Source organism: Mycoplasma bradburyae, assembly GCF_024339025.1.
Lineage (GTDB): Bacteria > Bacillota_I > Bacilli_A > Mycoplasmatales > Mycoplasmoidaceae > Mycoplasmoides > Mycoplasmoides bradburyae.
Genome location: NZ_CP101415.1, coordinates 847,667 through 865,416 on the forward strand (window position 1 = coordinate 847,667; position 17,750 = coordinate 865,416).

The 17,750-nt window shown below is 28.2% G+C and carries 17 protein-coding genes; 3 read left to right on the plus strand and 14 right to left on the minus strand.

The window, feature by feature from the left end; all coding sequences use genetic code 4:
- Positions 1 to 28 precede the first annotated feature (28 nt).
- Positions 29 to 400 (plus strand): HU family DNA-binding protein, encoded by a 372-nt coding sequence (locus NMG77_RS03405; protein ID WP_255034563.1) that lies wholly within the window; start codon positions 29 to 31, stop codon positions 398 to 400.
- Here NMG77_RS03405 and NMG77_RS03410 read toward each other — a convergent pair.
- From NMG77_RS03410 to NMG77_RS03440, 7 genes are all read right to left on the minus strand, one after another.
- Entirely contained in the window at positions 397 to 900 is a 504-nt protein-coding gene (locus NMG77_RS03410; protein ID WP_255034564.1) for a Holliday junction resolvase RecU, read from the minus strand. The genes NMG77_RS03405 and NMG77_RS03410 overlap by 4 nt on opposite strands.
- 45 nt (positions 901 to 945) lie before the next feature.
- Positions 946 to 1,434, minus strand: coding sequence for a hypothetical protein (locus NMG77_RS03415; protein ID WP_255045769.1), 489 nt, complete (start codon positions 1,432 to 1,434; stop codon positions 946 to 948).
- Positions 1,421 to 1,885 carry an RpiB/LacA/LacB family sugar-phosphate isomerase gene (locus NMG77_RS03420; protein ID WP_255045771.1) on the minus strand — a complete coding sequence of 155 codons (465 nt, stop codon included), beginning with the start codon at positions 1,883 to 1,885 and terminating at the stop codon, positions 1,421 to 1,423. Before NMG77_RS03420 ends, NMG77_RS03415 begins: the two co-directional genes overlap by 14 nt.
- Positions 1,886 to 2,094: 209 nt before the next feature.
- Positions 2,095 to 3,837 (minus strand): methionine--tRNA ligase, encoded by a 1,743-nt coding sequence (gene metG, locus NMG77_RS03425; RefSeq protein WP_255045772.1) that lies wholly within the window; start codon positions 3,835 to 3,837, stop codon positions 2,095 to 2,097.
- Between the two features lie 48 nt (positions 3,838 to 3,885).
- Positions 3,886 to 5,256 carry a ribosome biogenesis GTPase Der gene (gene der / locus NMG77_RS03430; protein ID WP_255045773.1) on the minus strand — a complete coding sequence of 457 codons (1,371 nt, stop codon included), beginning with the start codon at positions 5,254 to 5,256 and terminating at the stop codon, positions 3,886 to 3,888.
- The gene (gene cmk / locus NMG77_RS03435) at positions 5,249 to 5,926 is read right to left on the minus strand and encodes a (d)CMP kinase (RefSeq protein ID WP_255045774.1); all 678 of its coding nucleotides are present in this window, start codon (positions 5,924 to 5,926) and stop codon (positions 5,249 to 5,251) included. Before cmk ends, der begins: the two co-directional genes overlap by 8 nt.
- Positions 5,926 to 6,570, minus strand: a complete 645-nt coding sequence (locus tag NMG77_RS03440; RefSeq protein ID WP_255045775.1) for a hypothetical protein — start codon at positions 6,568 to 6,570, stop codon at positions 5,926 to 5,928. Before NMG77_RS03440 ends, cmk begins: the two co-directional genes overlap by 1 nt.
- Before the next feature lie 90 nt (positions 6,571 to 6,660).
- On the opposite strand from NMG77_RS03440, the gene NMG77_RS03445 reads away from it, so the two are divergent.
- The gene (locus tag NMG77_RS03445) at positions 6,661 to 7,212 is read left to right on the plus strand and encodes a DJ-1/PfpI family protein (RefSeq protein WP_255034571.1); all 552 of its coding nucleotides are present in this window, start codon (positions 6,661 to 6,663) and stop codon (positions 7,210 to 7,212) included.
- A 170-nt stretch (positions 7,213 to 7,382) separates the two neighbouring features.
- Here the strand turns inward: NMG77_RS03445 and NMG77_RS03450 are convergent, their stop codons facing one another.
- The 5 genes from NMG77_RS03450 to NMG77_RS03470 all read right to left on the minus strand — a co-directional run bounded on the left by NMG77_RS03450 (position 7,383) and on the right by NMG77_RS03470 (position 12,894).
- Positions 7,383 to 9,383, minus strand: coding sequence for a hypothetical protein (locus NMG77_RS03450; protein ID WP_255045776.1), 2,001 nt, complete (start codon positions 9,381 to 9,383; stop codon positions 7,383 to 7,385).
- 212 nt (positions 9,384 to 9,595) lie between these two features.
- Complete coding sequence (locus NMG77_RS03455) at positions 9,596 to 11,446, minus strand: hypothetical protein (protein ID WP_255034574.1); 1,851 nt, start codon at positions 11,444 to 11,446, stop codon at positions 9,596 to 9,598.
- 413 nt (positions 11,447 to 11,859) lie between these two features.
- A complete protein-coding gene (locus NMG77_RS03460) occupies positions 11,860 to 12,393 on the minus strand; it encodes a type II restriction endonuclease (protein WP_255045777.1) in 534 nt (177 codons plus the stop codon).
- Positions 12,394 to 12,434: 41 nt separating this feature from the next.
- Positions 12,435 to 12,638 carry a PDDEXK family nuclease gene (locus tag NMG77_RS03465; protein ID WP_255045778.1) on the minus strand — a complete coding sequence of 68 codons (204 nt, stop codon included), beginning with the start codon at positions 12,636 to 12,638 and terminating at the stop codon, positions 12,435 to 12,437.
- Between the two features lie 121 nt (positions 12,639 to 12,759).
- Entirely contained in the window at positions 12,760 to 12,894 is a 135-nt protein-coding gene (locus NMG77_RS03470) for a hypothetical protein (RefSeq protein WP_255034577.1), read from the minus strand.
- 79 nt (positions 12,895 to 12,973) lie between these two features.
- On the opposite strand from NMG77_RS03470, the gene dcm reads away from it, so the two are divergent.
- Positions 12,974 to 14,155: a DNA (cytosine-5-)-methyltransferase gene (dcm, locus tag NMG77_RS03475; RefSeq protein WP_255034578.1), complete on the plus strand. Its 1,182-nt coding sequence runs from the start codon at positions 12,974 to 12,976 to the stop codon at positions 14,153 to 14,155.
- Between the two features lie 566 nt (positions 14,156 to 14,721).
- On the opposite strand, the gene pgmB is transcribed toward dcm, so the two are convergent.
- Positions 14,722 to 15,387 (minus strand): beta-phosphoglucomutase, encoded by a 666-nt coding sequence (gene pgmB / locus NMG77_RS03480; protein ID WP_255045779.1) that lies wholly within the window; start codon positions 15,385 to 15,387, stop codon positions 14,722 to 14,724.
- A complete protein-coding gene (locus NMG77_RS03485) occupies positions 15,380 to 17,749 on the minus strand; it encodes a glycosyl hydrolase family 65 protein (RefSeq protein WP_255045780.1) in 2,370 nt (789 codons plus the stop codon). Before NMG77_RS03485 ends, pgmB begins: the two co-directional genes overlap by 8 nt.
- Between the last annotated feature and the right edge of the window lies 1 nt (position 17,750).

A 17,750-nucleotide genomic window follows, 5' to 3' on the forward strand; every position in this document is an offset into this window, starting at 1 on the left:
AAATATAACCATTAAAAATATTGATAAAATGCTAACTAAATCTGAAATTTACAAAATTATCGCTGAATGTACTGGAGTTAGTTCAAAGCTAGTTAAAGCTTGTTTCCAAGTTTATGGTGATTTAGTAAAAAAAGAAATCAAAACAGAAGGACAAGTAAGATTACCTGATCTAGGAACTTTTAGAGTTACAATAGGTCGCGAAAGAATTTCTGTTGATCCACAAACTGGAGCACAAACAAGAATCCCTCCAAAACCAAAGGTTAAATTCAGAGCATCTAAACCTTTAAAAGAAGCAACTGCTACTATTAAATGAAAATATGTAAGCGAAGATGACGAATTGCTTCAACCTAAGAGAAAACCAAGTGGTTTTTTTAAAAATCGCGATAACAACGAAGACTAAGTAATTAGATTTATCCATTCTTGGAGTCCTTCAAAAATTCCAATAACTCCTGGATAAAACAGCTCTAATTGAAAAGAATTATTTTTAATTCATTCATATTTCAAAGTTTTTGATTCTTGATTTGCTAATCAAGAATCAATTTTTTTTATTGGAATCATAAAAAACTCTTCCTTAGGTACTATTAAAAGCAAGATAAAAGCTATTCCACCTTGATCATAAATCTTTCTTAAATGGGATAATTGATGTTCTTTAATATTTTTTAAAGAATAATTTAATTGCGAGCTTTGCTTAGCATCGAAATCAAAGAAATAACCTTTATACAAACCATAATAATCTGTTTGGGTTTTTTCTTTTAATCATCCAGAGACTTTTGTGTTAGCAAAACTATAAACATTAATCGGCAAGTGTCGTTTAAAAATTAGCCCTTTAGGGGCTAATTCATTATGTTTAATGGTATTGTTGATTAATGTTTCAAGAAACATTCCTCTATTTTGGTGCATATATTGAATTAAGCCTTTAATCAATATATGTATTTTTTCTTGAAATTAAAGATTTTTATTTAAAGAAACTGTTGTTTGTTCTGTTTTCTTAATACTAATAGAGCCTAAGAAATACATATAAGAAACGATTACAAATATTAAGAATAAAACAAATAAGAATAAAGAAACGCTACCAATAGCTATTCTAATATCTGATAATTCAGCTTGGGTGTAGTTAGTATTATTAACTAAAGGAGTAATCTCAAGACCAACTGTACCAGGTTCAATACCTGAATTTTCAGGTGTATATATTTTGGTAAAGATTCCACCTTTAGAAACAGAATCAATAAAGCCAGACTGTGTTACGCCTTTATTTAGAATTTCTTCATATGGAGCTGCTGATAAAGCTACAAGGATTAATGAAGCTATTAAAGCAATAACAGCCAAAACAAGATAGATGTAAGATTTTTTTCTTGATGGTTTTAGTTCTCTAGGAACTAAATCCCATTTAAAATAATTAGCTTTTAATGGATCTTTAACTTTATTTTTTCTCATAAGCACTAATTTTATCGACCCTTCTTTGGTGTCTTCCGCCTTCAAATTCAGCTGCTAAAAATCTTCTTAGTATCTCTTTACTAGAATCGATTGTAGTTGTTCTAGCACCTAAAACTAAAACATTGCATTTGTCGTGTTGGATAGCTAGTTCTGCATACTTAGGTTCATAAACTAAGCCTGCTCTAACATTTTTGATTTTGTTGGCAGCAATACAGATACCTACTCCGGTACCACAGATCGCAACTCCTAAATTAGTTGTGTTTTCGTCCTTGAAATAGTCTTCTAATAAAAAAGCAAAATCAGGATAATCATCTGGCGCTTTTTCGTCATTAGATCCAAGATCAATTACTTCGAATTCATCACGATATTCGCTTTTAAGCATACTAATAAGTTCTTGCTTTAAAAAAACACCAGTATGATCTGCAACTAATACGATTTTTCTCTTACTCATAATATTTGTTATGACTTATTAATTATATTCTTATATCTTTTTAAATGATAAACAACTAATAGATATTTTTAATGTTTATTTAAATAATAGCTTATCTCTAAGAAATTAATCAGATAATCAATTAATCTATATAAGATAAATAAAAAGCAGCACTTGGTGCTGCTTAATTTATTATTGGTATTACTTAAATGACCTTTAATAATCCTTATTTAAGAATTATCAGATTTAACTTCTTCTACTTGTGCAACTTCTTCTTTTTTGTTTTCAGATTTAGATTTTTTATTTTTATCTTTTTGTTTTTTATTATTGTCTTTTTGATCTGATTCTGATTTTTCTCCAGCAATTTGTAAAGTTAAATTAACTCTTTGGAATAATTTCTTAGCTTGATTTATTTTGTGATTATTCAATTGTTCAAAATTATTAATGTTTTCAAGCTTAATTTGTTCAGGGGTAAAGTTCATTTGCTCATAAACTTCTTTAGACTTTATCGTAAGAATAGGCTCAAGTAAAACAAAGACACTTCTAACAGCACAAGCTCCAGCAAATAAAACATTAGCTAATTCTTGTGTTTGGTTGTTTTTGTATAATTCTCAAGGTTTGGTAATTTCAATAACACTTGAATATTCTTTTGAAATACTAAGCAATGTTTTTATAGCGCCACGAATATCATTTTGTTCAACTAATCGTTCAAATTCAGCAGGAACTTTAGCTAACTCTGTTAAGTAATTATCAACAACTTCTAATCCTTGTTTATAAGGTAGAATTATCGAATTCTGACGCGTTTCAATCATTGGTATTAAACGATTAACTAAGTTGGCAAAATTATTAATTAAATCCGAGTTAAGCGTTTCTTGGATTAAACGCTTACCAACTTTACCATCTTCACTTAAACTTACTTCTTTAAGTAAGAAATAACGAATTTGATCAACACCAAAGATATCAACTAGCTCAACAGGATCAATAACGTTATTAAGCGATTTTGACATCTTGTTACCGTTTTCATCAACAATTCATCCATGCGAGATCATCTTTGTTGGTTGTTTTAATCCCAACATTTCCAAGAAGATTACTCAATAAATTCTATGGAATCTTGTGATTTCTTTAGCGATCAAATGAATTCTTTCGCTATCATCATTGTTTCAGAATTCTTGGTAGTTCTTATCATCATGTGAAGCAAAACCAGTTGATGATAAATATGAAAACAAAGCATCTAATCAAACATAGATCTTATGACTTTTATTCAACGGACAATCAATTCCTCAATTAACACTAGTTCTTGTGATTGATAAATCTTTTAACCCAACATTAATAAAGTTATTTAACATCTCTTTGTTACGAGACTCTGGGAATACAACTGGGTTATTGCTTTCAAGTGATTGTTTAATAAAATCACTAAACTCTGACAATTTAATGAAATAAGATGGCTCATTAATTGTGCTAATCTTATGACCAACATTACAATAAAGCTGATCTTCTGGATCCTTAGATAAATCGGCATTAATTTTTTCAGCTATATCAGCTTTTTTCAACGCACTAGATGAAGTATAACCTTCTTCACAATCAACACAATAAAGCCCTTGTCATTGATCGATGTAAATAAAACCTTTTTTAAACAATAGGGCAAAAACCTTTTTAACTACTTCTTGATGGTTTTCTTCTGTTGTTCTTACAAATCTTGTAAGATCAATATTTAAAAGCTCAAATAATTTTCTAAAATTATCTGAAAAACTACTAACCATTTCAATCGGACTTAAATTTAAAGATTTCGCTTTAGTTTCAATCTTTTTACCAAATTCATCAGTGCCTGATAAGAAAAAAACATCATAGCCTCTTTGTTTTTTAAAACGAGCTAAGAAATCTCCTAAAATTGTTGTATAAGCATGACCGATATGCGGTTGTCCCGAAGCATAGTATATCGGGGTTGAAATATAACATTTTTTTGTTTTTGCCATAGTTTTAAATATCTCTTTAATTTTATCTAAAAAAGTTTGAAAATCACTTTATTCTATATCATAACCAACTTGCTTAAATTTCACATCTTTTGATAATTTACGGTTTCTTGCATTCTTCGACTTGAAATACAAGGTGATCGGAACATAAGTAAGACCAAAGGCTTCTCTTATTTTATTTTCTAGAAACCGTGCATATGAAAAGTGTAAATAATCAGGATTATTACAAAACAATACGAAGGTCGGAATTTGACCTTGCGCTTGAGTTGTATAAGTGATTGATAAACGGTTACCATTGAATATTGGTGCTTGGTTCATCATTTGCGCTTTACTGATTACATCATTCAATAAAGAAGTTGATATCTTAATATTAAGTTGTTCTTTAATCATCTTGATTGTGTCAAAGATCGTCTCAATTCTTAAATTCTCCTTAGCACTAATAAAGATAATAGGCGATCAAGGAAGGTATTTAAACTTATTACGAATCTCTTTTTTAAATAAGTTCATTGTCTTCTCATCTTTTTTAACAATGTCTCATTTATTAACCACAATAATTGTTGGTAAATTAGCTTGATGACACAACCCACCAATCACTTCGTCTTGTTCTGATAATTCAGCCGAACCATCAAGCATCAACAAAATAAATTTTGATCTTGAGATTGCTTGTTGTGTTCTTTGAACTGAGAATTTTTCTATTCTTGTAGCTATCTTACCTTTTCTTCTGATACCTGCGGTGTCAATAACTTTATATAATTCTTTGTTATATCTAAAAGTGGCATCAATAGCATCCCTAGTAGTTCCTGCTACATCTGATACTAATACTCTTTCTTTTTTTAGTAACTGGTTTAATAAACTAGATTTTCCAACATTAGGTTTACCAATAATACAAAAAGTTGCCGCCAACTCTTCTTCTTTCTTGTTGTCAAATTGATCTTTTAATTTGACAATCTCATCTAATAAATCCCCAATCCCGATCGCATGTTCTGCTGATATAATTAACGGTTTACCAAACCCTAAACTAAAGTATGAACTTAAATTAAGTTCATTTTTATTTTGATTTTCAATCTTATTAAGAACAAAAAGAATCTTTTTGTTCTTATGTTTTTTAAGTAGTTTGGCAGCATAATGATCATCAGCATTAACACCTTCTTTATACGAACATACAAATAAGATAATGTCGGCTTCATCAATAGCAAATTGAACTTGTTGTTCAATTGCTTTTTGAAATACATCACTATCTGTAGTAAGACCTCCGGTGTCAATAATTTGGAATCTTTTAGTTAATCATTCAACATCACCAAAAATACGGTCGCGAGTGATCCCTGGAACATCATCAACAATAGCAATTCGATTCTTTATTAAACGATTGAATAATGTTGATTTACCAACATTAGGTTTACCAACGATAGCTACTTTAAGCATTATTAACCTCCAATCTTTTGTTATATAAACTTACAATTTGATTGACAACATCATCAATTGTTAAATTATCCGAATCAATAACTACTGCATCATCAACAATAATTAATGGTGCTAACTTACGGTTAGCATCATTATAATCTCGTTTAGCAATTTCATTGCTAAACTCTTCTATTTTTTCGTCCGTTAATTCCAGGTTTAATTGTTTAATGCGTCTGATAGCTCTTTGTTTAGCTGAAGCAGTTAAATAGATTTTAAGAATAGCATTAGGTAAAACAATACTAGTAATATCCCTGCCATCCATTACTACTGGTTTTTTAGAAGCATAATCTTGTTGTAATTCTAATGCTAGTTTTCTTATCTTATCATTTTGAGCTATCTCACTAGCACCCATAGATATCTTTAATTCATTTAAAGCTTCAGAAACATTCTTGTTATCAATCTTAACTTGATCACCATTGAATTCAAACTGGTAAGTATGGTAGTTATTTAACAATTGATCAACTGATCAATTGTTAAGGTTCATTAAATAATAAAATGCTCTAAACATTTTACCTGTTGATAAGTAGTTAAAATTAAGTTTGTTAGCTACTAGTTTAGCGACAGTGGATTTACCGCTTCCTGCTGGTCCATCGATGGCTATCTGATGATTATTAATTTCAGTTGTCGTCATTATTCTGATGTCTTAAATATTCCAATAATAATAAATAAAAAAATTAAACAAACTGCTATCAAACCAATTAATAAACCTAATAAAATCTTGAAGTTTTTAGCTTTGTTTTTATTAGTACCAATATCAATTTTTTCAACTGGTTTAAAGAATTCAGCGTCATTAATCTTTTTCTTAGCATATGTAATAATCTGTTGCAACTTATACAGATCATTATGTGAATTACTAACAAAGTTAGATGACAGAACTTTTAATTGTTCGAATCTTTCTCTAATATTATTAATTTCTTTTAATCCAGCATCGCTTGAAATTCAACTCTTATCTGAATTCTTGTTAGTAACATCTTTCGAATAATCATTTAAAAACCGTGCTTGATCAATAATATTAATTAGATCATTATTATCAAAAGATCACAAAAAGTCTTTTAATTCATTAATGTGGGCTTGGTTTTCAGATGAATATTTAATCTTTAAACTTAATAAATCAGGTTTATTAGTTTGATAATCTAATAATATGTTCGTGCTAATCTTATCTAAATCATTCTTATATTTAGATATAGATTCATTTTCTTGTTCAAGAATTTTCTTTAATTGAGCTTGTTTCTTCTTTGCTTCACGAGTAAATTTATTTTGAATTAATCGGCTCATTATTAAAATTATGTGTTCTTAAATCACACGATATGTAAATTTTAAAATAAAATAATTTACATATCATTAAATTATAGAAAGGTTAAATAGTTGAAACTACTTGTATTAACTCTTAAAGAGTTCCAAGACATTGAATTAGTAAGCTTTGCTTCAATTCTTACTGCTAGTAATAAATTCTCTAAAATTGATTATTACTCACCTGATAACCAAGACAGTGTTGTAGGTCAATTTAATGTAGCTCATATTAAAACAATTAAATCATTTAACGTTAATGATTATGATGCTATTTATGTACCTGGTGGTGTTGGAGCTATCCATTTAAGATCTAATCAAAAAGGTCTTGAATGTGTTAAGGAATTCGTTCAAAACAATAAATGAGTAATTGCTATTTGTGACGCACCCAATGCTTTAAGTGAAAACAATATCCTTAATAAGGATGATAAATACATTTCTTGAAGTGACGGTACAATGAATGGCGCTAATCGTATTAAAGATTTTAATACCCAACTTAATTGTTCGAATAAGTTGATAACAGCAAGATGTTCATTGACAACTTTAGAATTAGCATTCTATACTCTAGAAGTATTATTCTCAAAAGAATTTAGCGATGAACTAAGAGCTAAATTAACAGGTGTTGCTTAGTTAATTTAGAAAAGTAGAAATATATTCTTACCAAGAAATTAAAAATATAAAAACCACCGGTAAATTCGGTGGTTTTTTATGTATAAATAAAACCATTTCGTTTTCTTAGAAAATAAAATTGTAATCAGATTTGATATAAAACTTAAAATTAAGATATTTTATCAACAAAATTATTTAGGCATTTCTATCTCGCTATCCATTTTCATTTCATCTTTCTTTACTTCTTTTTTAAGGAATTCGCTCATAGATGGTATTGATTTAATTGAAGGGAAGTTATGCGAAAATACAAAGTATTTATAAATTTTTATCATTTCTTCGTAATTAGCATTATATCCTTTCTTTTTATCATAAAAGAAGTTATCTCTACGAATTAAATGAAACGATTCAGGAATAGGGAAATTATTAAGATCTACAAAATGTAAGGTTTCTTCCATATCAATATTGAAATACTCTTGTAGCATTGCTATAGTTGTTAATAGAACTGTAGTTGTTGCTTGTAAACCGTATAATTTTGTTTTAACAGAATCCTTATTAAACTCATCGCTTTTGAAGAATACAGATTTATTAGAACTAATGTTATTTAAATCTATTGCTAGCATATTTTCCCAAGAAACCGATGGATCTAGAATTATACCTTTATTTTCCTTACTGTTATTTAATAATTGAATGTATTTCACCGCATCTTCATTTTTATAAACTGGATGAAGTTTGTAAAAATAATTATATCTTTCAGGCGGGTACAATTCATGAATTTTTTCTATATAATTATGAACCTCACGTGTAGCAACAGTAGGAAATTCTAATCTTAATCTTCATTTGCTGGAAGCATCTTTTCTAAATAAACTAGAACCAATAAAGATTAGATTCTCTTTGTTAGGATCATAATTATCTTTTCCATAAGTTATAAAGTCTAAAATTGTTTTATCTTTTAAATGAAAAAGAGTGCTATATTCTTCGTAGTATTTACTAATATCTAATTCAGAAATGCTGTTAGCAAAATCTTTAAAATTAAGCGGATAAGTTTTAATATCTAAATTAGCTCAACTCGTATCATTCAAATCGAGTTCTTTATTAAAATATTGCGAATAATCACCGATTAAATTAAAAATTTTAAACTTATCTTCAAGTGTATAAAAATATCTAAAATTGATATCTAATTTCTTAGTTTTAATCCCTTTATCTCAAAATTCTGTTAGTTCTTCTTTAGAATAATGATTACTTTGTCTTTTAGCTCAAGGTATGTAATCATTATTAATAAATTTATATGGTTGAGCGTTACCATCACTTAATATAACAATCTTGTTAGCATGGGTAATTATTCAATTTCTTATTGGATAATTAATATCTATAAATGATATGTCAGGGATATAAAAATCAAATAATTTTACTTTATCTATATAACCTTTTAGATAAGTTTTAAGTTCTTCTATGCTTCTAGGGAATACACTATAGTTTGAACCTTTCTTTGTGTTGTCTAAATATATTTGTTTATCTACTACCCTTAATCTTCCGTCTTCTATATTTGTCAATTCATTATTTTCATTTAATAAAGCAGTATCGCCATATGTTTTTAGCAACTCATTATAGTTAAATCTTTGTTTTTCATTTTTTAATGTTTTCCCGTAATCATTTACAACAGTATCAATTATGTAGATAATATCATTATAAGGTTGTTTATCATTTTTACTTAATTCCAACTGAGCAAGCATTGCATTAGAACTAGAGATTAAATATTGCGAAGCATTTCTTCCAATAAAAACTGATGGATATTCGTTTTTAGCTGAATCTACAATTTCATCACTAAAAGCCTTAAGTTTCTCTTTAGTTGTTTGGGTGTTAATATCGGTATTTTTCTCTATTTCAACAACTTTGTTTTTAGCTTTTTCATTTTCTAGAGCCTCTTGATCATTGTTATTTTCTGTTGGATCAACTTCTTCTGTTTCATTCATTGATGATTGATCATCTGAAGGATTTTTTTCTTGTATATTTTTCTCAGTTTCTTCTTTTTTATCTTCTTCTTTAACCATTCCTTCTTTAAGGTTAGATTCGTCTTTAGAGGTATTTTCTTCTCTTTTGATTACTTTAGTTTTATCGTAAAAACATGATGCTGTAAGTGTAGTTGAACTTATTAATAATAAAACGCTTAACAATGATCGTTTTTTAAATTTCATTTCATCTCCTTAAAGCAACTAATCAACTAACAAAAAGCATTTATAAACTTATATTAAGTATATTAAAAAATCTAGACCGTTGTAATAAAGTTATTACTAACTTTAATAAGTTGATCTAGATTTTAATTATTTTATTGTGATTTAATTTTTAGATTTGAAAACTAAAAATACTTTTATGATTTGTTATTCTAGCTAAAACTGCATTGTTAGTTTTAGTGGTTTCTGGCAACAGAGAATAACATATCATTAATATTAACTCTATAGCGGTTATACTCTTTGAAGCTTGGATCAGCACCTTCATCTTCTGCGATAATTACAGCATAGAAGTATTTAAATTTATTATCTAACGCACCTAATAAATGACCTCATTCACGAATTTTGCTCGCATCGTCTAATCCGTATTTAGCGTAAGCATGTCTTTCACCTAATACATTTTTGAATAACACCGTACTTACGAATTCACTTGTAAGTCCATAATCTGGGCGTGATAATAATGGTGAGTTATATGATCCGTAATAGTTTTCACCATATGTTAGTTTGTGTTTTTGAACCGTTTCACGAGTAGCGACATTATAACTGTGTCCAGTAGATAACATCTTACCGTCATTTCTAACTTCTTTATTTCTTATAAAGTTACCTCTAGTGTAACCTAGAATACCTTGTAAAATCAGCTTAGCTTTATCTTCTTCATCAAAAATAGTGCTAGCATTAATCAATTCAGGTAAATGAAGTTTTTTACGAAGTTTATTTCATTTTTTAATCTGAGTTTCAACATACTTATCATTAAACGCAATTAACGGTTTAAGAGTATTTATATCACCTGCCTGTAATTCTATTCTTGCGTTTAAATTAGCGTCATATTCTCCACGACCTTGCTTAATTTCTTCTCTGAAAAGATTGATATATTTGTTAATTACAGATTTTAAATTAGCGTTTTTAAATACCATATCGTATGATAAATTATTTTCGCTTGGTTCATAATAATCACCAACATCAATATTTTCATACATTAAAGGTGACAGATCAAAAATTTTGTTGTTATCAGAGTAATTAACTCAACTAAATGTTGAAGGTGTTGTAGCTCTATCAAATTCAGCTGTCTTTTCAGCAATACGTTGTTTGATTATTTTTCGTTCTTCAATATGTTTTTGAACAGCTTTATATGTATCAGCAAAAGTATTATAAATAGCACCGTCCTTATCGTTATAAGATTTTAAAGTTGGAGCTGAAGGTGTTGCTGATACAGTGTCGCGAATTGATTTAACATTATCATCAATTAAGCGTATAAATTTTGCGTTTTGAATTTGCGATTTTTGATTATTTAGAAGTTTAATGTATTCTTCACTTCTAGCTTCCTCAATTTCGTAATCAGTAAGTTTTCCTTCTTCTAGTTCATCAAAATTGATTCGCATCGCATTCGCAAAAACTTTAACATAACTTAATTTTTGTTGGTATGTAGAATCTAATTTGCCGCTTTTCTTAACTGAATCAAAATTATTATTCATTGATTCTACTTGATCTCTTAATGGTTTTAAAACTGATGGTTCTAAAGCCATTTTATAACTATCTCTTATTCCTTGACCACCAGGAATTCGAGATATGAACAACTCAACTTTCTTAATAAGCGCATTATACTTATTAATATACATCTCTTTTTCTGTTAAAGGTTTGTTTTCGGTAGGAGTTACAACCGGTACTGGAATTACAGGTTCAGGTATAGCGGTTTCTGGAATATCAACTTCAGGTTCTTTGTATTCAGTAACAGATCCAGCATTTGAACTTGCATTATTATTTACGCTAATATCTGTTGAGGTAGTTGTATTATTTGATGCATTCGTATTTGAATTACTATTTGAATCTTGGCTATTACTAGTTTGATTATTTGAGCTATTATCAGATCCGTTAGATTCTATAGTTGAACCATTTCCCGTTTTTACAGTAGTTTCTTTCGAATTTTTATGAGCTTTAATATCTTCATCTTTACAAGAGCTTAAAATAGTTCCTGTTAGTAATGTACATGCAAATAATGTTGTAAATAAGCGTTTCTTATTATGTCGTTTCATATTTATATTCCACCATTCTTTTTATTGCGCATTTTACAACGCAGAGGGTTAGTAATTTTTAGATTACTAACTTAAAACAACGTTTTAATAATCAGATTTAGAACCTAACATAATATATCTAGATTATCATGTTAATTCTAATATTTTATATGTATTTAATGTTGTTTTCTTAGATTAAGAGTACTCATATATATTAATAGTATTTATATAGATATATGACTCTTTAAATTGTTAATAAACAAGTTTATATTAATGAAAATTAAGCTTGTATATAACAAAAGCTATCTATTAATTCTAATATATAAATTCTGATTTGTATATGAAATTGCTTAAGTTTACTCTATTTGAAAGGATTAATGAATTCAATTTTATAAAACGAATTATATAGAATTTTGTATTCAAAAATACGCAAATTAATAAATAAAGAAAATGCGGCTAATAATAGTCTGCATTAATATATCTAAACATCAAAAACTAAATGCTAAATAAATAATACTTCGTAAAATTTTTTTAATAAAATTAGCCATTTTTACCGTATTTTTTATCAATTTCACTAAGTCTTTTTGATAATATTTTTTAATAAATTCTTTGTTTTCGTGTTTTAAAATTTGTTTTTTAATATTATCGCTAATTAATTCTTTTTCTTCTGCGTTATAAAAATAATTATCTCAACATTTTTTGTTAGCATCACAAACACCTAAAAGTTCCTCGAAAGTTAAAACTCTATGATTGTTTTTATATCTTTCGTTTTTGATATTTCTTGTCGTAACTACATTTATATTACTCTGGTATAAATTATCTAATACAGATTCACTTATTTGCTCATCTAAAGTTACTAAAAACATTTCTCTAGCACCTGTTCTCATCATTTCTTCAGGTACTTCTTGTCATCTTTCTCTTAATGTAGTTTTAGCGCTTATCAATATTGTATTTCTTTTATTAATCATATATTCTATGACCCCAGGCGAAACTATATCTACTAGTTTCCCTAACTCTTTTCAATAAAAATATTTTTACCTATATTCCCTTGACTATCCATAGGTATTTCGGCTCCCATAAATATCAATTCAATAATTGCTTCAAATTCATTACCTGCACGCGATCTTCTACTTTGTGTATTAGATAGAGTCAATATGTATATATGCTCGGTAAAATCAGCTATAAAATGAGATATCGCATTTATTGGCGTCATTTTATTGATCTCATTTTCATCACATAAACTTTTTAAAATATCTATAGTGAATCGTTTTTCTAATGGATGGTATATATTTCAAGAGTTTTTCTTATATTTTCGATTATTTCACTAGCTTGTTCTATGAAATAAGTTTTTCTTTTAAGTGATATCCAAAATTAACAAAAACTTCGTAAATTAAATCATATGGCGATATGAAATATTCATTTCTTTTTCTCTTAATTAAAGCCTTAAATTCTTCTATATCTATTATCATTTTGACCTCAAATTAAATTATTAATTTGTGTTATTATTAGGATAATTTAATCTCTATTCAATTTTAATATAACCATAGTATGGCTAAAATATATCTAAATAAATCTAGTTCATTAGACAGCTCTCGCCTTATAAAAGAAAAGAGAGAAAAATTAAATATGACTCAAAAAGAACTAGCTGATGCAATTGGATTAAATAAATATGGAGATAGAGATATAAGAAATTGAGAAAAAGGTGAAAGTAAACCAACATCTTCAGAATTAAAAGCTATTTTATCTTTTCCTGAAGAGGTTATTTTTAAAAATCCAAAAAACGCTAGATACACAATGATAGATTTATTTTCAGGTATTGGCGGAACACGTTTAGGTTTTCAATTAACCAATAAAGTTAAATCGATTTTTTCTAGCGAAATAGATAAATTTGCTATTAAAACTTATAAAGCTAATTTTGGAGATCAGCCTTTCGGAGATATTACTAAAATCAATAACAAAGATATACCTAAGCACGATATTTTAGTTGCCGGTTTTCCTTGTCAAGCATTTAGTCAAGCAGGAAAAAAGTTAGGTTTTAATGATACAAGAGGAACATTATTTTTTGAAATAGCAAGAATTCTTGAATATAGAAGACCTAAGGCTTTTCTTCTAGAAAATGTTAAAAATCTTATAAATCACGACAAAAAGAAAACCTTCCAGGTCATTTTAAAAACATTGAATGAGCTAGATTATTATGTTGTACATAAAGTTTTAAAAGCTAGAGATTTTGGCGTTCCACAAAACCGTGAGAGGATATACATTGTAGGATTTGATAAAAAGCAAGTTCATAATTATCAAGAATTTACAATGCCACAACCCACTAATGAAGAAACAAAATTGGGTGATATTTTAGAAAAGAATATAAATGATAAATACACTTTATCTGATAAATTGTGAGACGGTCATAAACGCAGAAAAGAAGAACATAAAATTAAAGGGAATGGATTTGGCTATACTACATATTCTGCTAACGATAAATATACAAATACATTATCTTCTAGATATTATAAGGATGGCAGCGAAATACTTATTAAACAAAAAAATAAAAACCCTCGTAAAATAACTCCTAGAGAAGCTGCTAGGTTACAAGGCTTTCCTGAAGAATTTATTATTCCGGTTAGCGATACGCAAGCATATAAGCAATTTGGTAATTCTGTTTGCGTTCGCGTTATCAACGCCATAGCAAAAGAAATTCTATCCATTCTAGATCAAAATAATAATAAAAAATAAGCATCATTCTTAATTAAGAAAAATAGCATCGCGCTTTAACACGATGCTATTTTTTAATATTTAAATACAAATGTTTAACAATCGTATCAAACATAATTTCAATAATGTTTTGTTTTTATTTTTCTATATCAAGAAAGTAAACAAAAAAGCAAATAAAATAATTGATAATATTCCATTTTATCGAAAAAATGCTGATTTTTACATAACTTATCAATTTAGAAAAATAACTAAGGATATGATGTAATCGATGATTAAAAACTTCATTTGAAAATGTTTTATATTCATTAAAAAGATTCCAATTTAGCTAACTATATTCTCTGTCATAGTTGTTTCTAAGGATTAATTAGAACTGTTTTGCAATTAATTTTGATAGTTAAATCAATTTTTTGAATATTTTTAAAAAATTCTTTACTTTATTTTTGAAAAATTTGTGACGGTTTTTAACTACCATTTAAGATGGTCTTTAAATTTAGAAAAAATTTAATAAAAATAAATATTTCAATATAAACAAAATCAACGGTAAAAATAATAAAAAATTGTGCTATTAACGCACAATTTTATTTTCATTATTTGAAGTAATTTATGATCGTATGAAACTCTAATTCGTTTGTTTTTTTATAGATTAAATCTGCCTTAGAAAAATCTTCTAAACTGTCATGAGTTATCACTACAGCTTTCATATTAGAAGATTTAATAGCTTCAAGACCTGATATCGCATCTTCAAACCCAATACATTCATCAATTTCAACATTTAACCCTTGAGACGCTTTTATATAAATATCAGGTGCAGGTTTTCCATTCTTAATTTCACCAGGATTTACTATATAATCGAACAATCCAATTAATTCTAATTTTTCTAGTATTACTGGCGCATTATAACTACTAGAAGCAACTGCTAGCTTAATACCGTTTTGTTTTGCTTTATGCAACAATTCACTAATTCCAGGTAAAACAGAATCTTTATTAATCGCTTTTTTTAATAATTCTTTATACAAATCATTCTTCTGATTACAAAGATCGATTAATTGATCTTCATTTAAAGAATGATTAATCTTCTTTAATTTAAGAATCGCTTTAAGAGTATCTAATCTAGGTAAACCTCTTAGTTTATCATTTTCTTCTTCAGAATAAGATATATTTAGTTTTTTTACAATCTCTTGTCATGCTAGATAATGCAATTTAGCAGTATCCGTTATTACACCATCTAGATCAAATATAAATGCCTTAATCATGTTTAATTGAAAACTTCTTAGTTTGTTCGTTAACTATTTCTTTATTACCTAAAATAACTAGTTCTTGTTCTTTAGAATTATTAATAGTTTTTATACTAAATTCTTGTTGGTTAATTTCCACTTCAAAAGATGAACCTTTATATTGGAAACGATAAGTCAATTTTTCTCAATTCTTCGGTAAAATTGGATCTAAATGCAATTCATCGTTATGTCAATCTAATCCACCAAAACCAAACACAATCATCTGATAAATAGCCGCTAGCGACCCTGCATGAATTCCTGCGTTAGATGTATGCATTGCTGGACCTAAATCAACGTTTATTCCATATCTAAACATCTTATAAGCCATATCAATTTTCTTTAGTCTTGCCGCTTCAATCGCATAGGTTGCAGCTGATAAAGAAGAATCATGTGTTGTTATTGCTTCATAATAATCAAAGTTAGCTCTTCTTACTTCTTTAGAATACAGATGAGGTAAGATATTTAACAACAACACCACATCCGCTTGTTTAACTAATTGACCTGATAATAAAACTCTACCATCAGCCGTACTAAACAACTTCTTACCAGCATCCCCTAACATTTGGAACGGTCTAACATTATTTAGTTTAAGTGATAAGAAACTATCATTCTCACTAATAATTAAATCCTTATTAGGTTTTTGTTGTTTAAGATTATTTGACACATCAATCATCTTATTCTTATCAATCTTATAAGGAATCTTATTATAGATCTTATCTAATAAGGCTTGATTATTAGCTTCTAAATAATTGATATATTTAATAGCTAAATCAATATTGTATTTAGCCATCATATTGATATAAGCATTATTATCAATATTACCCTTATACTCATTAGGCCCCATAACATCTAGAATTCCATAAGAACCATCTTCTTGACGCTCAGCACGGTTGGTATAAAACCAAGCAGTATCAATAATCATCTCATAACCCATTTGGTTCATAAACTCTTGATCATTACTAAACACATAGTATTGATGTACTGCGTAAGCAACATCAGCCGACACGTGGATTTCTTGTCTTCTAGAAGCAATTGGTACTTGCTCACCAGTAACAACATCTGCTTGTCCTCAATAAGGACATACTTCCCCATCAGTTGGTCACGCCATTTCCCATGGAAATTGCGCTCCTTCTAGATTAGATTCTTGAATTCTTTCTTTTTGTTCTCTAGCTTTATTTCTAGCACCTTCTATACCTTTATAACGATAAGTTAAAAGGTTTCTTACCACATCTATATCGTTATATAAATAATTCGGATTAATAAAGAATTCAGTATCTCAGTAAGTATGTCCTTGATAACCTTCCCCACTTAATCCTTTAGCGCCAATATTTTTATTAGTGCTATTGTTTGGTACAAAATTATTTAAATGAAAGATCCCAAAATTAAGCGCTAACATATCATAGTTAGCCAACTCATCCCCTTGAATGTCTACATAAAAGCGATTCCACACTTTGTGTTGCATCGCTTTTATCGATCTATCTTTTAATTCATCATAAGATGAATTAACAAGTTGATTAAACTTCTTATCAGCATCATTATATACTTGTTGATCATCTAATAGATCATTAATACCATCAACACTAGTATGAACTGACATTAGTTTTTCTAGAACTAATATATCACCTTCTTTAAGATCATTATTAATCTTAAAGAAGATCTGTCTTCTTTGCATATCAACAACATAGTCATCATTGCCTCCAGGGATTTGCTTGTTGTTGATATAAAGTTTGGTAACCATATTATGAACAACAAGACGTTGGGATAACAAAGTCTTTTGTTCCATTCTTAATGAAGTTTCATTAAGTCTTCTTTTAAGACCTTCGGCAAAGTGTTGTGTTCCGCTGTTAGTTACTTGAGCATTGATACCTGCTTTGATCTTAATGTTTATTGGATTATTTGCTTTTAGCACTTTTAGTTCTAATCTTTGACAATAAACATTAAGATCATCTTGGGAAACAAATCTTTCGTATTTAAAATTAAGTTTAATATCTTTGCGAGAAGATGTTACTTCTCGTGATAACAACCCCTCTTTAATATGAAGGGTTTTTAAATACTTGTCATCTTCATTAACTTCGTATAACTCACCATTAATATATATTGGCATCGTTAAACAATCAGCAAGGTTAGCTAGTTCTGGCACTTCGTTTTCATGATCTTTGTTAAAGATCCCATTAACAAAGAAGTCTTCTTTGTTATATGATGTGTATTCTTCATCAGCACTTCTGATGCCTAAATAACCGTTTCCCAAACTGAAAATACTTTCAGTTTTAGCTACTACTTGCTTGTTAAATTTAACTTGGGAAACGGTATTATTTTTCGTATCGTATTTTAAGTATTCCATA